This is a genomic window from Acinetobacter lwoffii (genome assembly GCF_024129735.1).
Classification (GTDB): Bacteria; Pseudomonadota; Gammaproteobacteria; order Pseudomonadales; family Moraxellaceae; genus Acinetobacter; species Acinetobacter lwoffii_H.
This window is the reverse complement of record NZ_JAMXXK010000001.1, coordinates 13,915-30,615: the sequence shown is the minus strand read 5'-3', so window position 1 is coordinate 30,615 and position 16,701 is coordinate 13,915. Positions and strand designations below refer to the sequence as shown.

The window sequence follows — 16,701 nt, the reverse complement described above, 5'->3', positions numbered from 1 at the left end:
GGCTTAAATGCCGAAGTACACAGCAAAACAATCCATCGGGCATTTTATGCCAGGTGATGAAATCAAAGGGCTTGAAGCTAAACAACTTCAGGCCCTTTTAGCATCTGGGGCTATTGAAGAATATCAAGAGCCGGAAGAACCTAAGGCAGATGGTACCGCCGCACGTTTAGCTGAACTTGAAAAGGCTAATACTGAGCTGACAGCAGCAAATAAAACCTTAACCGAAGCCAATCAGACAGCAGCTGCGGACAAGGCCAAGGCTGATCAAGAAGTTGCTGAGCTAAAGGCAAAAGTGGCTGAACTTGAAAAGGCGAAACCTGCTGCAAAACCTAAAGCAGACCCAAAGTCTGCTGACGAAACCAAGTAGGTGATCTATGTATGCGACTGAATCAGATTTGGTCGCACGATTTGGTGATGAGATTGAAAATCTAAAAACGATGCTTCCTTCTCAGTCCTCAGTAACTGATGCAATTCAGGATGCGACAGAGGAAATTAACGGCCACATCGGCGGCCGTTATCCTTTGCCGCTTCCCAATGTGCCGAGTAATTTAAAGCGCATGGCGTGTGATATTGCACGCTATCGCCTTTACTTCCAGCAGCCGACAGAAGAAGTTCGACAGCGCTATGAAGATGCAATTGCATTCCTAAAGCGTGTGGCTGATAACAAAGCACATTTGCAGATTCAGTTACCTGAAACAAACCAGATCGTGGATGACCAACCTAAAGGGCGACCTTCGACAGCACCGGTCGGTACTTCATATACCGATGGTGTATTTGGTGATGCCACTTTAGACATGATGCCCAGCATGAAGTGAGGTGTTTATGGCTTTTGCAATAACCATTCAGGCTGACAGTTCACCTATTGAAGCAGTGCTTGAGCAATTAGGTGACTTTGATTCACTCAAGAGCCAGTTGTTTGATGAGATTGGTGCTGGGCTTGTGAATAGTATTCAGCATCGGTTTTTAACCGGCACTGGTGTGGATGGTAACCCGTGGAAGATTTCATGGAGAGCCAAGCTGCAAGGTGGCGAGACGCTACGTGATACTGGCCGCCTAATGAATTCCTACACACACAATGTACTTTCAAGCGGTGTGGAGGTGGGTACAGATGTTGCGTACGCACCACATCTGCATTACGGCGCAACAATCCTACCCAAGAATGGCCAATACATCACTTTTGCAGTGGGTGGTCAATATCGGAAGGTTAAGCAGTCGATTCTACCACCTCGGACACAACTAGGTTTGAATGCTGAAGATGAAGCCATGGTTTTAGACATTGTCGGGAGTTTTATAGATGACATTCTTCGCGGTGCGTGATGAGATTGCAGAAAAGCTGAAAGAAATTCCAGAATTTCTAAAGATCTATACGCCGTTAAACTCAGTCAGCGTAACCGAGATGTCGCAAGTCACGCCGTCGGCACACGTCAATTTTGTCCGCATAGACAAGAAAGCCAGTGCAGGTCGTGGAAGTATCAACCAGATCGGTCAGCAATGGGCGGTTACGGTGGCATGTCGCAATGCTCAATCTCAAATGACCGATGGACGTGCTGTAAGTGATGAAGCGGGGTTTTTGACTGAGAAGGTGATTCAACTGCTTTCCGGTTGGCAGCCTCAAGCATCACGTACGGCGCTGGAATTTATCTCAGTTCGGGATGGTTACAGTCCAGGCTTTGCATACATCACTATTATTTTTGAATCACAAAAATTCATTTAGGAGCCAGTCATGGCAAAACAATACAAGGCAACTCAGCCTGTCGGCCGCTTTCAAAAAGGCGATACCGTCGGCGGATTGGATGATGCTCAGATTAAAAAATTAGTGGCAGATGGCGTGATTCAGGAAGTACCTGAACCTAAAGCTGCTGCTCCAGCCAAGAAAACCACAGGGGATGAAAAGTAATGGCTAAAGAATATATCTCGTTGCAGGGTAAATTCTATTTATCCAAGCTAACCAATGGTATTGCTGGCGCTATGCGCCATCTGGGCAACGTGCCTGATTTTGAACTTGAGATTGGTGCAGATGTTATTGAGCATCAAGAGTCAACATCAGGCAATCGCACAACTGACTTTACGATGGTAAATACAACTTCTGTGAATTTCTCTGGAACACTTGAAGAAGTAGACAAAGACAATCTGGAGTACATCGTATCTGGTACCAACTCTGAAGTTGTAAGCAAAGCGATTGCTGATGAATCATTGGGTACTGTGGTTGCTGGTCAGGAAATCCAATTAAAGGGCTATAACTTATCAGAAGTGACCTTTAAGGACTCAACCAGCGGCACACCAAAAACACTTACTGATGATCAGTACACCGTGGATGCTAAGTTTGGCACTGTGATTTTCCATAATGTAGCAGACCTCACGATGCCGATCCTAGCCACCTATACAACAGGTGCTGTAACACATACCACTTTGGCAAATAACTTCAATGAAGAATATGAATTGTTCTTTAAAGGGGTGAATACAGCCAATGGTAAGCATATGGCTGTGCGCTTATGGCGAACTAAAAAGTCACCTGAGACCACTTTCCCATTGATCCATGAAGAATTAGGGCAATATGAAATCTCTGGTCAGGCCTTATCGGATGTAGGCAAGGAAATAGACCCAACACTTGGTTTGTATGGTCATATTGTGACGATTCCAGCAGCGACAGCACCGTAACCCACACAGGCACAAAGAACTCCACAGGCGCTATGCGTCTTTTTTTGTGCCTGTTTTTTAGATTCTTTTCATTTGCATTAAGCGATTAATGAAAACGAAAGGGATTTTTCCCACCACTTAATTAAACCGTCCTTATTGGGCGGTTTTTTTATGCCTGTTTTCAGGCAAACCACTGGCTAGGCTGATCCCCGAAAAGAAGATGGTCGTTTCGGCTATTCATTGCATCTTCTTGCCAGTGTTTCTTTTTTAATGAGTAGTCGGAGCATATCAATGAATGCAATCGTAAAAATTGAAAATCAAACTCCATTTATTGAAGTTGAATTAAATGGAAAAGTTCAGCTCGGCGTGAACGCTCGTGACCTACATAAGATGCTGGAGAGTAAGCAGGACTTTTCAACATGGATTAAGCGCAGAATCTCCCAGTGCGGATTTGAAGATGGCTTTGATTACGTTCGCCTCCACCAAAAAATGGAAGCCAATAACGCCACTCTGATTGAATACATTATCTCAGTAGATATGACCAAGCACCTCGGAATGATGGAGCGCAATAAAAAAGGTCACGAGATCCGCAAATACTACATCGAGCAAGAGGAATTAGCCCGTCAACTCAAAGATGGGTTACAGGTACGCATTGGCAAGCTTTCAGCACAACTTGAGCTGATTACCCAATCACTTTCTGAGGCTGGTCGATTCTTGTCAGTAAATGGAAAACAAACTAAGCCAGCACTACTAAAAGAACTGGATGATCTGATTAAAGAGGCTCAACCAGAATTAAAATTAGAGGGTGGCATTTGAAATGCTGGATTTTTCATTTCCGCAACCCAAACGGCGAATTCTAGATTTTAAATCCAATAATCATCTTGGTCGCATTCAAAAGGTGACCAAGAGCCTATGCCACCTTCGGGTGGCTTTTTCGAGACCCCATCATGAATAAATCGGTATCCGTATTTCTCGTATGCTTAATTGGCGTAATGAGTTTGTCTGTGTTTACTTTTTTCGCTTTTAAGAAAATGAATTGTGATGGTGAGACAAAGTTTTTTATTTATAGTGGCACCCAATACAAGTGTTCAAATTATCAAAAGTAATGAGATCCCATCATGAATGATTTTTTCCTAGCAATGAATCGAAGCATCAAAATCAATGACATTGAAGTTCGCCAGATCCAGATGAAAGACTTTGACACCTGGGCAATGCATGCTGAAGCACTTAAGAACTTCATCAAAGACCAAAATCATTCAGATGAGATTTTGACACAGTTATTTAAATCTCATGGCGTGCAAGTCATTTCAACCATGGCATGCGTCACCGATCTGGACAATGAATCATTGGTCGAACTTGCTGTTGATGAGCAAGGATTTAAAGAGCTACTTAAAGCAGTACTTCTGGTCAATCAGGCTTACTTCAGATATGAAAGACCGAAACGCGGCGTTAAAAAGAAAGATGACTCCACCTGGTTTGATTCATTCCAGTTTCTGGTATCCATGGGCCATCAGCATAGTGAAATCATGGAAATGACCTATGGCGCATTCCAGAGCTATGTTAAAGCAGCAAACAAGCTATATAAGCAGGGAATCTTTAATAACGCCGTTGCCGCACGTGTCGCTCAATCAGACAAGAAAGGCTTTGAGTCATTTAAGAAAGAAATGGTTTCTGATTGATCAGGATTCACCCTAAAGTTATGATGTGGAAATAATAATTTATGGATATGAATATGAAACGTTCTTATATTTTATTGGGGGTGTTCGCATTACTGCTTTTTATTGCTTTGCCTTTTTTAGCAAGTGATGATTCCGATTCTCAAGCCGAGCCAGTCCAAGCCTCAGTAAAAACTGTAGCCAGCAGCCAATCTGAGCAGTCAAAAAGAATTCAAGTACAAACAGATTCACGTATTGCATTAAAGAACTTTCTAAAAGACTCTAATAGCGCTGAAATAAGAAACCATAATGGTAACTGTGGTGAAGTTAATAGTAAAAATAGTTTTGGTGGATACACAGGCTTTAAGCGCTTTATTGCAAGCCCAACAATAGTTGCCGTTGAAGGTGAGAATATGAATCCAGAAGAATTCCAGAAAGCTTGGAATCAGGTCTGCTAATCTACAGATCATCGTGATTAAGAAGGCATCATAAGGTGCTTTTTAATTTCTAATTTATACCCGCTTCGGCGGGTTTTTTATTGCCTGAATTTTAGAGGTCAGCATGTCTGGTAAAAATTTAACATTCAAATTAATCATGGATGCCGACACTAAAGGTTTCGTTGGCAACATCAAGCAATCAGAAGATGCAGCTAAGTCAGTATTTAATGCAATAAAACAAGAATCAGAACGGTTAAAACAGGCGACTACTGATGCTTCTAAAGAGATGGGAAATATTATCCCAAAAGGTACCAGTGAATTAGCGGACAAGCTCTCTCAATCTCTAAATGCTGCTACAGGCATTATCAAAGATGCTGGTGATAACGCAAAATCCACAGCGGGGAACTTTACAGATTTTGGTAATAAGGCCGAAAAAGCCTTAGGTCAGCTTAAGAGTGATCTGGCTCAGGCTAAGCAAAATCTTGAATCATTTTCAAAAACCAAAGCTTCACCTGCAGATATTGAAAAAGCACAAGTCCAGGTTGATCAACTTGAAAAAGAAGTTCAGCAAGCAGATCAGGCTTTTAGTGGATTTCAGGCAGAAGTAAGTAAAGCCAACAACAGCTTAAGAGAAACAGATACAGCAGCTCAAACGGCGCAAAAAGGTATTGGGGCTCTAAAAACTGGATACACCGCTCTTATTGGGGTAATGGGTGGTATCGGTATTGGCTTGGGTCTTCGTGAGCTGGCTGAGGCTGCCGACTCATATACCAACCTATCGGTACGCATTCAAATCGCCACTAAAGAAGGTGGTAATTTCCAACAAGCAATGGCAGGTGTTCATCAGGTAGCACTTGCCACAAATTCTAGTTTACAGGCAACAGGTGATTTATTTACCCGACTGAATACAGTCGGCAAAGAAATGGGGATGACGCAACAACAAGCGCTAGACCTGACTAAAACAGTGACGCAAGCGATTCAGATCGGTGGTGGTTCAGCTCAGGCCAGTGAAGCGGCTGTACAGCAATTCATCCAAGCCATGCAGGGCGGTGTTCTTCGCGGTGAAGAATTTAACTCCATTATGGAGAATGGCTATGGGTTGGCCGAAGCGTTAGCAAAAGGGCTAAATTCAACCACTGGCGAACTCCGTAAGATGGCTGAAAATGGGGAGCTTACATCTGAAAGAGTTATTAAGGCTGTTCAGAGCCAAGCTACACAGATTCAGGAAACTTATAATCAATTTCCTACAACAATCAGTAATGCTTTACAGCGAATTGCAACGTCATGGCAAATCGTTATTGGTGAAATGGATCAAGCGAATGGCTCAAGTGCCACCGTTGCTGATGCCTTAGTTGTGGTAGCTGATAATCTAGGGATTATAAAAGTATTTTTGGATGATGTGGGTTTGGGGCTGGCTTCACTGATTGGTGATTTACAAGGTGGTATTGACGCAAGCACTATCGAAGCCTTTAAAAATGCCATATCTGCTGCTTATGATGCTGTTAAAGATTTAGTATCCCAAGTATATGAATTTGGTGTGGATATTCTTGATATTCTCAATACATCAATAACCAGCACATTGTCTGTTTTTTCATCGTTCACAGGAGGTGTTTCATCTGCAGGCGAGCAAGTCAGTTTCTTAGAGCGAATTCTCCAGGGCTTAGGAATTACATTTGGCTTTATAGGGGATGGTCTTACAGCAATCGGTATTATCCTTAAAGTAGCAACGGGTAATTTTTTCACGCTAGCCTCTGCTGCGAATAGTGTTATGGCTGCACTCACTTGGGGTGATGTTAGTAAGCAATTCGCAGCAAATGCAGACTTGATGAAGGATAAAGCCAAAGAGTATTACGCCGAGGCTGATCGTGAGGCTCAAAATTTTCAATCCAAAGGGGTTCAGCGCTTAAATGAGGCAGCTCAAACTCAAGGACAAAAAACTGCGGAAAGATTAGCTCTATCCAAGCAGGAGTTGGAGCAATTACTTTCTGATCAGCAATCAGAAGTTAATGGGAAAAAAGCCACAGAGTCTGAAAAGCTAAATGCTGTTCAGGCTTATGCCGAGGCTGCTATCAAGGCCAATGGCGGTGTCATGGACGGCGTGATGCAGGCTGATCTATTAACCAAAGGCTATATCGTTACCATCGATGAGGCTGGCAAGGTTAGTGTTCAGGCGAGCCAGAGTGCAGAACAGGCTGCTGAAAGTGCTGCTAAAAAGGAAGAAGCTCTAAGGCTGGCCAAGGAGAATGTTAAAAAGGCTGACGAGGAATATCTGGCTTATCAGAAACAGGCTGCAGTTGAACGTGCACTTCTGGAACAACAGATTGAGCAAGCCAAGAAAACTGGTGATCTAAATGCTTTAGCTTCTGCCCAAACCTCAATTGATGCCATTAATGCTAAAGAAGCAGAGTTGGCCAAAAACCGTGATCTGCGTATAGCTGAATTAAATAAGGCTAATACCGGGTCCGGCCAAGTGGCTGAAACAGCATATTCAAGAGCATCTGCCGCTGCCAAGCTATTTGGTGTTGATCTGGATGTCTCGCTAAATAAGGTTTCTAAGTCTTTTTCTAGTTCTGGAAATGAACTGGATGGACTTAAGACTAAGTTGGGGGAGGCAGGGTATACAGGTAAACAGGCTGGTGATGTGCTTTACCAAGCATGGGAGGAGTGGCTTAGTAAGGCCAAAAGCCAGGCGGAGATTGATGCGGCGAATGCCAAGATGCGTGAGTTTGAGGCCCAAGGAGTATTCTCAACCAAGCAGGTTGAAATGGGCATTATGGCTATCCGTAAGGCTAATGCTGAATTACCAGATGAATTGGATGAAACAGGGAAGGCCTTTGAGCGTCTCGGGATCAAAACCAAGGAGCAATTAAAGCTGTCTGCTCAACAAGCTTTGATGGATTACATCACAATCCGGGATAGCGGCAAGGCTACAGCTGAAGGTATCCAGAAAGCTTACGAAAAAGCTGCTCAGTCTGCGGCTGCATCCGGTGACGCAGGAAGAATTGCAGCGGTAAATGCAATGAATGCCGGGCGTAATCTTGAGATTCAGATTGATGACACCGGTATCGCTGCCGTCAAATCTATGAATGACTGGACTGAATCCAATCACCGCGTCCGTGATTCAGCGCATGGGATTGGTGATGGTTTCCGTAACGCCGGAGAAATCGCTCGGGAGGAGGCTAAATCTTCCAGCGAGGCTTGGGCTGAGGCATTAAATGCAGCAAGAGAAGCCGACAAGGTGAGCGCTGGAGCCAAGAAAACAGTCAATCGCGGGTACTACACGGAAAATGAAATCAGGGATAAGGTTTTGTCGTCCGGAGAGTACACATTTGATCAAGCTGAGGAAATAGCCAAGCGCTGGCTTTCCGAGTATCTAAGCAAGGGCAATGGCGGTAATCGCGATGAGTTTATTAATAAATACGGCTTAACCAATGCAACGTATATTGATGAGCAGCTCCAGAGAATGAAGTACGGATCATCTAAGGGTAAGTCGATTTCGTCTGGGCCTGTAAATCTTAACGATTATGCACCGTCCACCCCATCATCACCATCAACCAGCAATCTTCAGGGCGGTGGTAAAACAGTGAATTATCAGATTCAGTTTGATGGAAAAACACTGGACTTTTCCGGTACGGCCGAGCAGGAATCATTGATGAATCAACTGGTCAATCAACTTAAAGTACAGGCGAAATCAACATGAAACTCATTCGCTTAGCAACATCCGAAACCGTCCCATTGGAGGACGGTTTTTTATGGCCTGATGAATTCTCATGGAAGGCCATTGAACAGAATCAGGCCTACACCATGGATGGCACTTTGATCATTCAGGAGGGCAAAAAGAAGTCTGGCCGACCGATTACCTTACAACCGGCAGATTCACAAATGGGCTGGATCAAGCTGCGTGAACTACGGACTGTTTTGGAATGGTCCAAGCTGCAAGGTGAGAATTTCAGACTGCAGTTTGAGCAACCGCATGACAACCGACAATTCACCGTCAAATTTAACCACCAGGATGGGGCCTTAGAGGCCGCACCGGTAAAAGGGATTCCAGCGGTATCACTGGATGATTATTTTAATGTGACCTTACGCTTTACGGAGTTGAACGATGGCGATTGAAACTAAAGACCTCGTGATTTATGAGTCAGAACGCTTATCTGATACGCCAGATGGCGGGGGGAAATACAATGGGCAGGTTGTACAGGATGGTTTGAGTAACAACCTGTTTAATGATATCTCAGAGCTGGATCGAACCATGGGCGATGTGTCCATGCGCAAGATCTTCCCGGCGGTCGTGACCGAAGACACGGATCTGCTGATGGGGGCAACTGTATTTGTATCTGAGTTACCTAAAGATCCAAATGTTTCAGCACTAATTTTCGGTACTGGCAGCTGGACTGATCAGCGCAGTGCTGCACAAGGCCGTGTAGAAAATTATTTGGGCAGAGGTGGCCAGATTGCCGGCACACCACTGGATACCCAAGGCAAGGGGATGCGTGCGCTACAGTGTGTCATGTTCCCGGAAGAAGCGGAAAGCGCAGTGGGTGATACCATTATTCTGGTCTCAAATGAAGGCAAAGTGACCGAGCATGAGCAGTTTGTGCGGATCACCAAGGTTGAAACCCGAATTGCAATCATGATCATTGAAGACAAGCCGGTACAGTACAAGATTGCCACGTACACGCTAAATGATCCGCTAGATGCTGATTATGTTGGTCTTTCGGCGCGTCAATGGTTCAATGGAGCGCAATCAACCACGATCATCCGCGAGAGTATGCTTGCAGATACCGGTCTGTATTACTCCAGCACTCAACTAAAAGAAGATGCCAATGTGGGTGAGTACACGGTTCAGGCACAAAGCATGTTCACCCAGATTATCCCATCAGCTCAGACTGAAACTCCAATTCTGGATATTGATGCAGCTGCAGAAAGTACAGTTTTGGTACCAGGTCGTGATGGCACCATTACAGCAAGTTTTACTTCAACCGTAGTTGGTGTAAGTCAGAACCTGTTTATTGGTTCCAGTGTCATGCCATCCAGCATGTCATTCACTTTGGCTGGCCAATCGATTTCCGATCAGGGGGGGCTGCTGAAAAATGCACAGGGCACACAAGTTGGAACGATTGATTATCAGCGTGGCCTGATCCAGTGGACCGCAAGTGCGTCAGCTGGAACTCATAATCTGACCATTACATTCACACCTGCAGCAACACCAAAACAGCGTGGCCAGTCCTTTGCCATTCCAGTGACTATTGCATCACAGTCAATGAACTTCACCGGTGTTCTGGTGCCAAAACCGTCAGCAGGTAGTTTATCAATCTCCTATATGTCGCAAGGTCGATTCTATGAATTGCATGATGATGGTTCGGGTCAGTTAAAAGGCTCAAATGCATCCTTCGGTTCGGGGATCGTAAATTATGAGACCGGTACCTGGTTATTGACTACCGGTGCGCTGCCTGATGTGGATTCAGTGATTCTGTTGCAATGGGGTACACCGATTTCCACCTTCTCACGAGCCAATCTTGCTGTGATGCCTGCCAAGTTTGAATTTGATCTTGAGCGTGAAGGTTTAGCTGCGAGCAGTGTAGTGGTGACCTGGTTGCTCGAAGGCGTGGAAAAAACAGCCACTTCCAATGCACAAGGCAAGTTCACAGGTGATGCCACAGGTGAAATCAACTATGCATCCGGAAAGGGTTTTATCATTCCTAATAAGTTGCCTCAGAAAAGTACTGTATTCAGCATCAACTACAGCTATGGCACACCACTGACACAGCAAAAAACTGCTTTACCTGATGTGGATCAAAAGCTGACGTTCACGATTGGTACAGGAACGGCAATACAGCCCAATAGTATTGAGTTTTCGATGTACCTGCGCTCAGAAGACAACTCTGCATCTGCGTTAAATGTGATATTCCGCGATGTGCCAGTGAATGCTAGTACTGGAAATATTATCAATGAGGCTGGGGAAATTGTAGGAACGGTTGTTTATGCCACTGGCGCGGTTGAAATGACACCTAAAGTAAAACAGACCAAACTGATTCCGCAGTATGAGCCGGTATCTTACACCCTGTATGGAGCTGCTTAATGTCCTTCTTTTTTAACCTGCCCAAAACCTCAGGATACGAACGCAAAACTGTAGAGTTGGGTGCTTATGACAGCACCTTGATCAACATTAAATATCGTGATACATCCGGAGTGAATACGGGTTTAAAAACAATTACAGCTGACAAGTTGCGTCTTGATTTAACCACGGGCTTTGATGAGCAGATTATTGCCAACTCGGCTCGTTTCAAGATCGGTTCAGATACTTTTGTTGAGCAAAACGGTACCCTATATCGCAATATCAATCCAAGTAATGGTACTGGCACTGTCGCTGGCACTATTCAGCTGGGTACAGGTATTGTGAATATTGACTCATGGAGTCCAAATGTTGACAACACTATTTCACTTGAATCACTAACCACAACCACAGACCTGCCACCAATTAACCAGGTCAGCTTCAGAACACCAGTGATCCCGATTCGCAACGGATCATTGACCGTAGTGGTGTCATCACTTGAATATGGCCAATTGACCATTCGTGCTGATGAAGATGGAGTCATTGAAACGCCTGAAGCCCATGGTTCTATTAATTACATCAATGGCTTTGTAGATATTTATTTCTATAAAAAGACTTTATTGACAGAAGATAACCGGGGGGAGATTGAATCCCAGCCATGGTATGACATTGCCCTTGAATACGATGATGTGGGTGGCAGATTTATTAATGTTCCGGTCTGGGTGGATGCCTCATCGGTACGCTATAACGCAATTGCTTATACCTATATTCCGCTGGATTCATCAATTCTTGGCTTGTCTGCTACACGCTTGCCACTAGATGGGCGTGTGCCAATCTTCCGTGTCGGCATGATCGGGATTGTAAGTGCGACCAAGCTCTTTGAAATGCCGGATCATGTTGCGGGTACAACCTATAATTTGAATGATCAGCGGATTTCATGGCTGGAAATTGAGGACAGCAACGGGGTTAAAGTTCCTTTTGATATGTACTCGGTTGATTATGATTATGGAAAATTTACTCTGAATGGTGATTTTGCGCTGGGGGCACTGGTTGCGCCATTAAGGGCTAAATACCGTTATCAGGATATGGGTTTGATCCGTGATGTGCAGATCAGTGGCCAGATTACTTTTACCAAGCCGCTGACGCATAACTATGAAGCGGAGAATACCATCGTTGGATCTGCTTTAGTTATTAATGACATGCAGGCACGGTATACCAGCAAGTTTGTTCAAGGTGCCTGGAATAACATCTGGAGCAATGAGCCGGCAGGTGCTGCAATTACAGCAAACTATAACGATGCACTGTATCCCATACAGGTCACCAATAAAGGCGCGATTCAGGAACGCTGGGCAGTTGTTTTTACAAGCTCCACTGACTTCAGAATTATCGGTGAATATTCTGGCCAGATTGGGCAAGGCAATGTAAATAGTGATTTCGCACCGATCAATCCAGTCACCGGTGTACCGTACTTTACGGTTAAAAAGGAAGGCTGGGGCGCAGGTTGGGCCAATGGTAACGTGATGCGCTTTAACACCATTGCGGCCAATTACCCGGTATGGGTGATCCGTACGGTCAAGCAATCTGAGCCAAGTCTTTTATCAGATTCATTCCAGATCATGCTGCGCGGTGATATTGACCGAGTTGCTTAAACCTTCAATTTAGTACGGCCGCCTTGAGCGGTCTTTTTTATGGATAAAGACATGGTCGCAAATACCGATATTAAGTTCTTTGTACACACTAATAACAATGCGCCACAGCTTCAGAACGCTTTTGGATCAATGATCAATGTACTGGATGCAGCCCTGGTCAATGGCATTCAAGTGGGAACGGTCTCCAGTCTGACCGCATCCGGAAAAATTGTAACGGCTGTTTTTGGAACTGCTCACAATCTGATGCCATACCAGGTAGTCAAAATCGCTGGGGCAAATCAGGCAGAGTACAATGGAGAGTATCGTATTCTATCTGTGCCAAATGCCACCACACTCACCTTTGAACTGGCTGAAGTGCCGAGCACAACCATTGCTACAGGCACGATTAACTGTTCACTGCCTCCACTAGGATGGGAAAAGCCATTTTCTAGCAGCAACCCAAATGGGGGTGGAAAGGCCGCATATCGCTCCAAAAACCTGATGCTATCAAGCCGGCCTTTTCTGCGAGTTGTTGACGAATTGGACCCAGTATATACCGCAACTTATGCCAAATATGCAAAGGTTGGCATTGTTGAGGACATGGACAGCATTGATACCATGCTAGGGGCTCAGGCGCCATTTGATCCAGCGGTACCCAATAAAAACTGGGTCGGCTCAGGCTCAGGCGCCAATGCATTTAATGGTTGGGCCAAGTGGTATTACGCAACAAGCGCATCAACATCCAATGCAACATGGGATGACAATGCGCTAGCCGCAGGCAATAGATCTTGGTTGTTGATTGGTACGCGTGATCATTTTTATATTTTACCCGAGACATTTAGTGCAGCCTCAAAAGATGCTCTAGTGTACGGGTTTGGATCATTTGAATCATTTGTGCAGACTGATCAAGCAAATAACTTCTTGTCTGCAACCACAGCATATCACTCTGCGGGCGCATTAACATATAAATCACAAACCACCCCACTAACCTCATCATCTAGCGACACTTCGACTTATGATTGCTTGCAGTTACAGCGCAAATACACCAAAGAGGGTATTAGCAATACCGCAGGTGTGACAGGGCTTTTACTGCAAACCCAAATTGATACTGGTGGAGGAAACTATATTGCAACTCCAGCGCAGTCAGGAATGATATTACAGACCGATATCTTGATTAAAGAATTAGGTGCAATTATTCGCGGTCGGATGCCGTTACTAGCTTTCCTGTACAACAAAAAACCGTATTTAGATCTGCAATTTTTTGAAAAAAATGGATTTATTTATATAGCAAAAGACGTTGGTGTAAATAACACTTCGGGACAAATCGCAATAAAGGTAGGCGCGTTATGAATGTATCTATCAACGTTACTGCTGTGCAGTATTATGCCAATGAAGCGAATTTAAGTTTTTTAAAAGGTTTGAGTATTAAAGGTGTCGTTAAAGAACAAAATGTACCGATTCCATGTCGTTTGCGATTGTATGAAAAATTATCGGGTCGCTTAGTCATGGAAACAATTACTGATAACTCAGGAAACTATTTATTTGATCACTTGAATAAAGCTTCTTTTTTTATTGTGGCTCACCATCCTGCAGGTGAATTTAATGCAGTCATTCAAGATAACGTGGAGCCGAAATGACAGTACAGATCTCTAAAAAAGCCGGAATTTTGGCCCTGCAAGCACATGCCAATTTTCTCGATGCTGGGAGTGGTTCAGCATACTTTGTGTATTACAGTGACGCCAAACCAGCAAGCATTGAAACAGCTGCAAATCCCGCAAATGAGTTATGCACACTATCATTGCCGGAACCATGTATAAAGCAGGTTCTAGCTGATGGTATTGAGCTTTATCCGACAGATACCGTGCTTGCAACCAAAGCAGGTACGGCAATTTGGGCGCGTTTATACAATGGAAATGATGAGCCTTATGCTGACTTTACCATCGGAACTTCAGGCACAGATATTGTTTTAAATAGTACCGATATTGCTTTGGGCTCAAGTCAGAAACTCGATAGCATCATTCTAAAACCATACTGATTTAGAGGTGGTCAATGTCTTACACGCCACCAGACGCGCATAACGTCATACTTGATTTTGAGCAGCCACTTACACCAGTCGACAGCCACAACCTGGTGCTAAATTTTGGTGATATTGAGCCGCAATTAAGTGTTTTGAAAGCGGTTATAGACACTCGCATTCAAGTATTTATCCAAGGCTCAAATACTGAAATAGTAATTAATCATGGTGATTTGCTTGCCACGATCAATACAAATATTCAGGCTGAAATCAGCGGCACAAATTGGGAAGATATTGATAATCGTGGCACTTTATTTGCTGTGATAGATACATCAATTCAAGCAACAGTATCCGGCATCAATGACATTAATCATATACGTGGGATTGAATTAGGTTTATCGACACGCTTTAAAAAAGCGATTGTCTACTTAAGTCAGGTTACGGTGCCTTGGGCCAAGCCTATATTAAGAGTCTCAAATGAGGCTCTTTTTTATGACCAGGGTTTGGTGATTTCCAATCAGAAAAATATTCAGTATGAGCAAGCAGGGTCATTGAATCGCGCGGTTAGATCGATACATGAGCAAGCAACCGGTTTAAGTTCAGATGCATATGTGATTTGGGAAGAGGGTGATAAACGCTTTATTCATCAGCGTTATCTGCATGAAGAAACCGTCAAGCTGCGTCATAACCGAGAAACAGTCTGGCAGGAAATGATTCGTCTGCGCAAGACTGTGACTTACTCGCATGAAGTGGCTCAAGTCTTTGAACATCGCTTTTCATTTGAGTGGGATAAAGGGCTTGAGATTGTTACCAAGTCGGATTTGCCTTGGGATAAAGCAAAAGCAATTCACTACAGAAAGCATCCGGTTCAACCATGGCCAAAGCCTGAAATACCTAAATACGAAGGTACTGGCGATCTAAATTTTATCTGTCTATGTCATGACGTTGATTCACACAATGTCGTTTTAAATTTTGGTGCAGATGACTGTATTCCAGCACTGCCGAAACGAAACTGGTGGTATATCGTGAATGTATTAACAGCCGAGCGATTGGATACCGGCGAGAAGATTAAAGTCATGGATGGTACCTACAGCACTAGCCGGTCTCAATGGTGCTGGACTTATTCCATCACTGTAGCTCACACGGAAAAAGATAAGCTGCAACCAATCAATGGTCAGCCTGTTATCCTTAAAGTTACGATCAATGGATTTGAGCATCATATTTTGCTTGAAGATCCAGAGGAAACCCGACGATTTGCCAGTGTTTTATACACTTACCCGGGGCGAAGCGTTACAGCGTTGAATTCAGATAAATACGGACCGACACGCTCATTTATCCAGGATAACGAACGTACCTCTGTTCAACTGGTTCAGGCTGAGATTGATCGGGCGAATAGCGGTACCGACTTAGACTGGAAACTGATTGATGAGTTGGGCTGGATCATACCGGTTGAAAGCCTGAGCTATGCCGAGCTTGCATCAATCGATGCAATCAAGCAGATCGTTGATGCGGCTGGTGGCTTTATCTATAGCCAGAAAGCAGGCAATACACTGGCTATTTTACCCCGGTACCAGAAAGGCTACTGGGATACGATGACCGTGGATGATTACGACATTCTGTTGTCTGAAAGCTTGGTGATGCAGCAAAACATCAAGCAGAACGATGGATACATTGCTGACTTCAATGCCATCACAGTGGTGAATAGTCGTAGTGGTGAAAGTCTGAAAGTACAGCAACGCGGTACTTCAGGTGATATACCGTTAGAAGCAGTCACTGGTCCACTATTCAATGTGGTATCGGGTGCGAGTTTCGGCAAAAATGAACTGGTCAAAGCTAATATTCAGGAGTTGCACACCTTTTCTGATATTCCGGTCAGTCAGGAAATTGGCGAGATGCTACCGGGTAAATCGATTGCCTTTAATGGTCAGTGGTGGGGCGTAATTGATGAGGTAAGTGGCAGCTTCTCGCATGAAAAGGTCAATGAAACTATTACTGTGGAGCGTATTAGCCGTGAGTAATCCTTTATTTGTACTGCGCAAGCTGCTTAATCCGACCCATACGGAATACATTGGCGTCATTACATCGGTCAATCATCCGGAATACCGGGTGCAGATTGATGGTGGATCTGGTCCAGTACTGTGCACATCTGGCACAGCTTACAATCTAGGTGCCAGAGTATTCGTTGCTAATCAGGTGATTTTAAGGCCAGCACCCACTGGTCAGCATTCAGAAATTGAAGTTTAAGTAAAAAATACCAATCGCACCCAACCGGGTG

18 protein-coding genes are annotated in these 16,701 nt (G+C 44.3%); all 18 read left to right on the top strand.

Features of this window, described 5'->3' with window-relative positions:
* Nucleotides 1–7: 7 nt before the first annotated feature.
* Nucleotides 8–367 (top strand): hypothetical protein, encoded by a 360-nt coding sequence (locus tag NI469_RS00190; protein WP_253174178.1) that lies wholly within the window; start codon nucleotides 8–10, stop codon nucleotides 365–367.
* A gap of 7 nt (nucleotides 368–374) precedes the next feature.
* On the top strand, nucleotides 375–815 hold the full coding sequence (locus NI469_RS00185; RefSeq protein WP_253174177.1) for a gp436 family protein: 441 nt from the start codon (nucleotides 375–377) through the stop codon (nucleotides 813–815).
* Between the two features lie 7 nt (nucleotides 816–822).
* Nucleotides 823–1,317, top strand: coding sequence for a phage virion morphogenesis protein (locus NI469_RS00180; RefSeq protein WP_253174176.1), 495 nt, complete (start codon nucleotides 823–825; stop codon nucleotides 1,315–1,317).
* Nucleotides 1,295–1,714 (top strand): phage tail terminator protein, encoded by a 420-nt coding sequence (locus NI469_RS00175; protein ID WP_253174175.1) that lies wholly within the window; start codon nucleotides 1,295–1,297, stop codon nucleotides 1,712–1,714. Before NI469_RS00180 ends, NI469_RS00175 begins: the two co-directional genes overlap by 23 nt.
* Nucleotides 1,715–1,723: 9 nt before the next feature.
* Entirely contained in the window at nucleotides 1,724–1,897 is a 174-nt protein-coding gene (locus NI469_RS00170) for a hypothetical protein (RefSeq protein WP_253174174.1), read from the top strand.
* Nucleotides 1,897–2,658, top strand: a complete 762-nt coding sequence (locus NI469_RS00165; protein WP_253174173.1) for a phage tail tube protein — start codon at nucleotides 1,897–1,899, stop codon at nucleotides 2,656–2,658. Before NI469_RS00170 ends, NI469_RS00165 begins: the two co-directional genes overlap by 1 nt.
* Before the next feature lie 270 nt (nucleotides 2,659–2,928).
* The gene (locus NI469_RS00160) at nucleotides 2,929–3,453 is read left to right on the top strand and encodes an antA/AntB antirepressor family protein (protein ID WP_253174172.1); all 525 of its coding nucleotides are present in this window, start codon (nucleotides 2,929–2,931) and stop codon (nucleotides 3,451–3,453) included.
* A 302-nt stretch (nucleotides 3,454–3,755) separates the two neighbouring features.
* The gene (locus NI469_RS00155; RefSeq protein WP_253174171.1) at nucleotides 3,756–4,316 is read left to right on the top strand and encodes a hypothetical protein; all 561 of its coding nucleotides are present in this window, start codon (nucleotides 3,756–3,758) and stop codon (nucleotides 4,314–4,316) included.
* Nucleotides 4,317–4,369: 53 nt separating this feature from the next.
* Nucleotides 4,370–4,750, top strand: coding sequence for a hypothetical protein (locus NI469_RS00150; protein ID WP_225215731.1), 381 nt, complete (start codon nucleotides 4,370–4,372; stop codon nucleotides 4,748–4,750).
* A gap of 103 nt (nucleotides 4,751–4,853) precedes the next feature.
* Nucleotides 4,854–8,429, top strand: a complete 3,576-nt coding sequence (locus NI469_RS00145) for a tape measure protein (protein WP_253174170.1) — start codon at nucleotides 4,854–4,856, stop codon at nucleotides 8,427–8,429.
* Nucleotides 8,426–8,845 (top strand): hypothetical protein, encoded by a 420-nt coding sequence (locus tag NI469_RS00140; protein ID WP_253174169.1) that lies wholly within the window; start codon nucleotides 8,426–8,428, stop codon nucleotides 8,843–8,845. The genes NI469_RS00145 and NI469_RS00140 overlap by 4 nt, the downstream gene beginning before the upstream one ends.
* Nucleotides 8,835–10,811, top strand: a complete 1,977-nt coding sequence (locus NI469_RS00135; RefSeq protein ID WP_253174168.1) for a hypothetical protein — start codon at nucleotides 8,835–8,837, stop codon at nucleotides 10,809–10,811. Before NI469_RS00140 ends, NI469_RS00135 begins: the two co-directional genes overlap by 11 nt.
* The gene (locus NI469_RS00130; protein WP_253174167.1) at nucleotides 10,811–12,433 is read left to right on the top strand and encodes a hypothetical protein; all 1,623 of its coding nucleotides are present in this window, start codon (nucleotides 10,811–10,813) and stop codon (nucleotides 12,431–12,433) included. The genes NI469_RS00135 and NI469_RS00130 overlap by 1 nt, the downstream gene beginning before the upstream one ends.
* A gap of 39 nt (nucleotides 12,434–12,472) precedes the next feature.
* On the top strand, nucleotides 12,473–13,762 hold the full coding sequence (locus NI469_RS00125; RefSeq protein ID WP_338149846.1) for a hypothetical protein: 1,290 nt from the start codon (nucleotides 12,473–12,475) through the stop codon (nucleotides 13,760–13,762).
* The gene (locus tag NI469_RS00120; RefSeq protein WP_253174166.1) at nucleotides 13,759–14,049 is read left to right on the top strand and encodes a carboxypeptidase regulatory-like domain-containing protein; all 291 of its coding nucleotides are present in this window, start codon (nucleotides 13,759–13,761) and stop codon (nucleotides 14,047–14,049) included. The genes NI469_RS00125 and NI469_RS00120 overlap by 4 nt, the downstream gene beginning before the upstream one ends.
* On the top strand, nucleotides 14,046–14,447 hold the full coding sequence (locus NI469_RS00115; protein WP_253174165.1) for a hypothetical protein: 402 nt from the start codon (nucleotides 14,046–14,048) through the stop codon (nucleotides 14,445–14,447). The genes NI469_RS00120 and NI469_RS00115 overlap by 4 nt, the downstream gene beginning before the upstream one ends.
* A gap of 14 nt (nucleotides 14,448–14,461) precedes the next feature.
* Nucleotides 14,462–16,444, top strand: coding sequence for a hypothetical protein (locus NI469_RS00110; RefSeq protein WP_253174164.1), 1,983 nt, complete (start codon nucleotides 14,462–14,464; stop codon nucleotides 16,442–16,444).
* The gene (locus tag NI469_RS00105) at nucleotides 16,437–16,670 is read left to right on the top strand and encodes a hypothetical protein (protein WP_253174163.1); all 234 of its coding nucleotides are present in this window, start codon (nucleotides 16,437–16,439) and stop codon (nucleotides 16,668–16,670) included. Before NI469_RS00110 ends, NI469_RS00105 begins: the two co-directional genes overlap by 8 nt.
* Nucleotides 16,671–16,701: the final 31 nt, after the last annotated feature.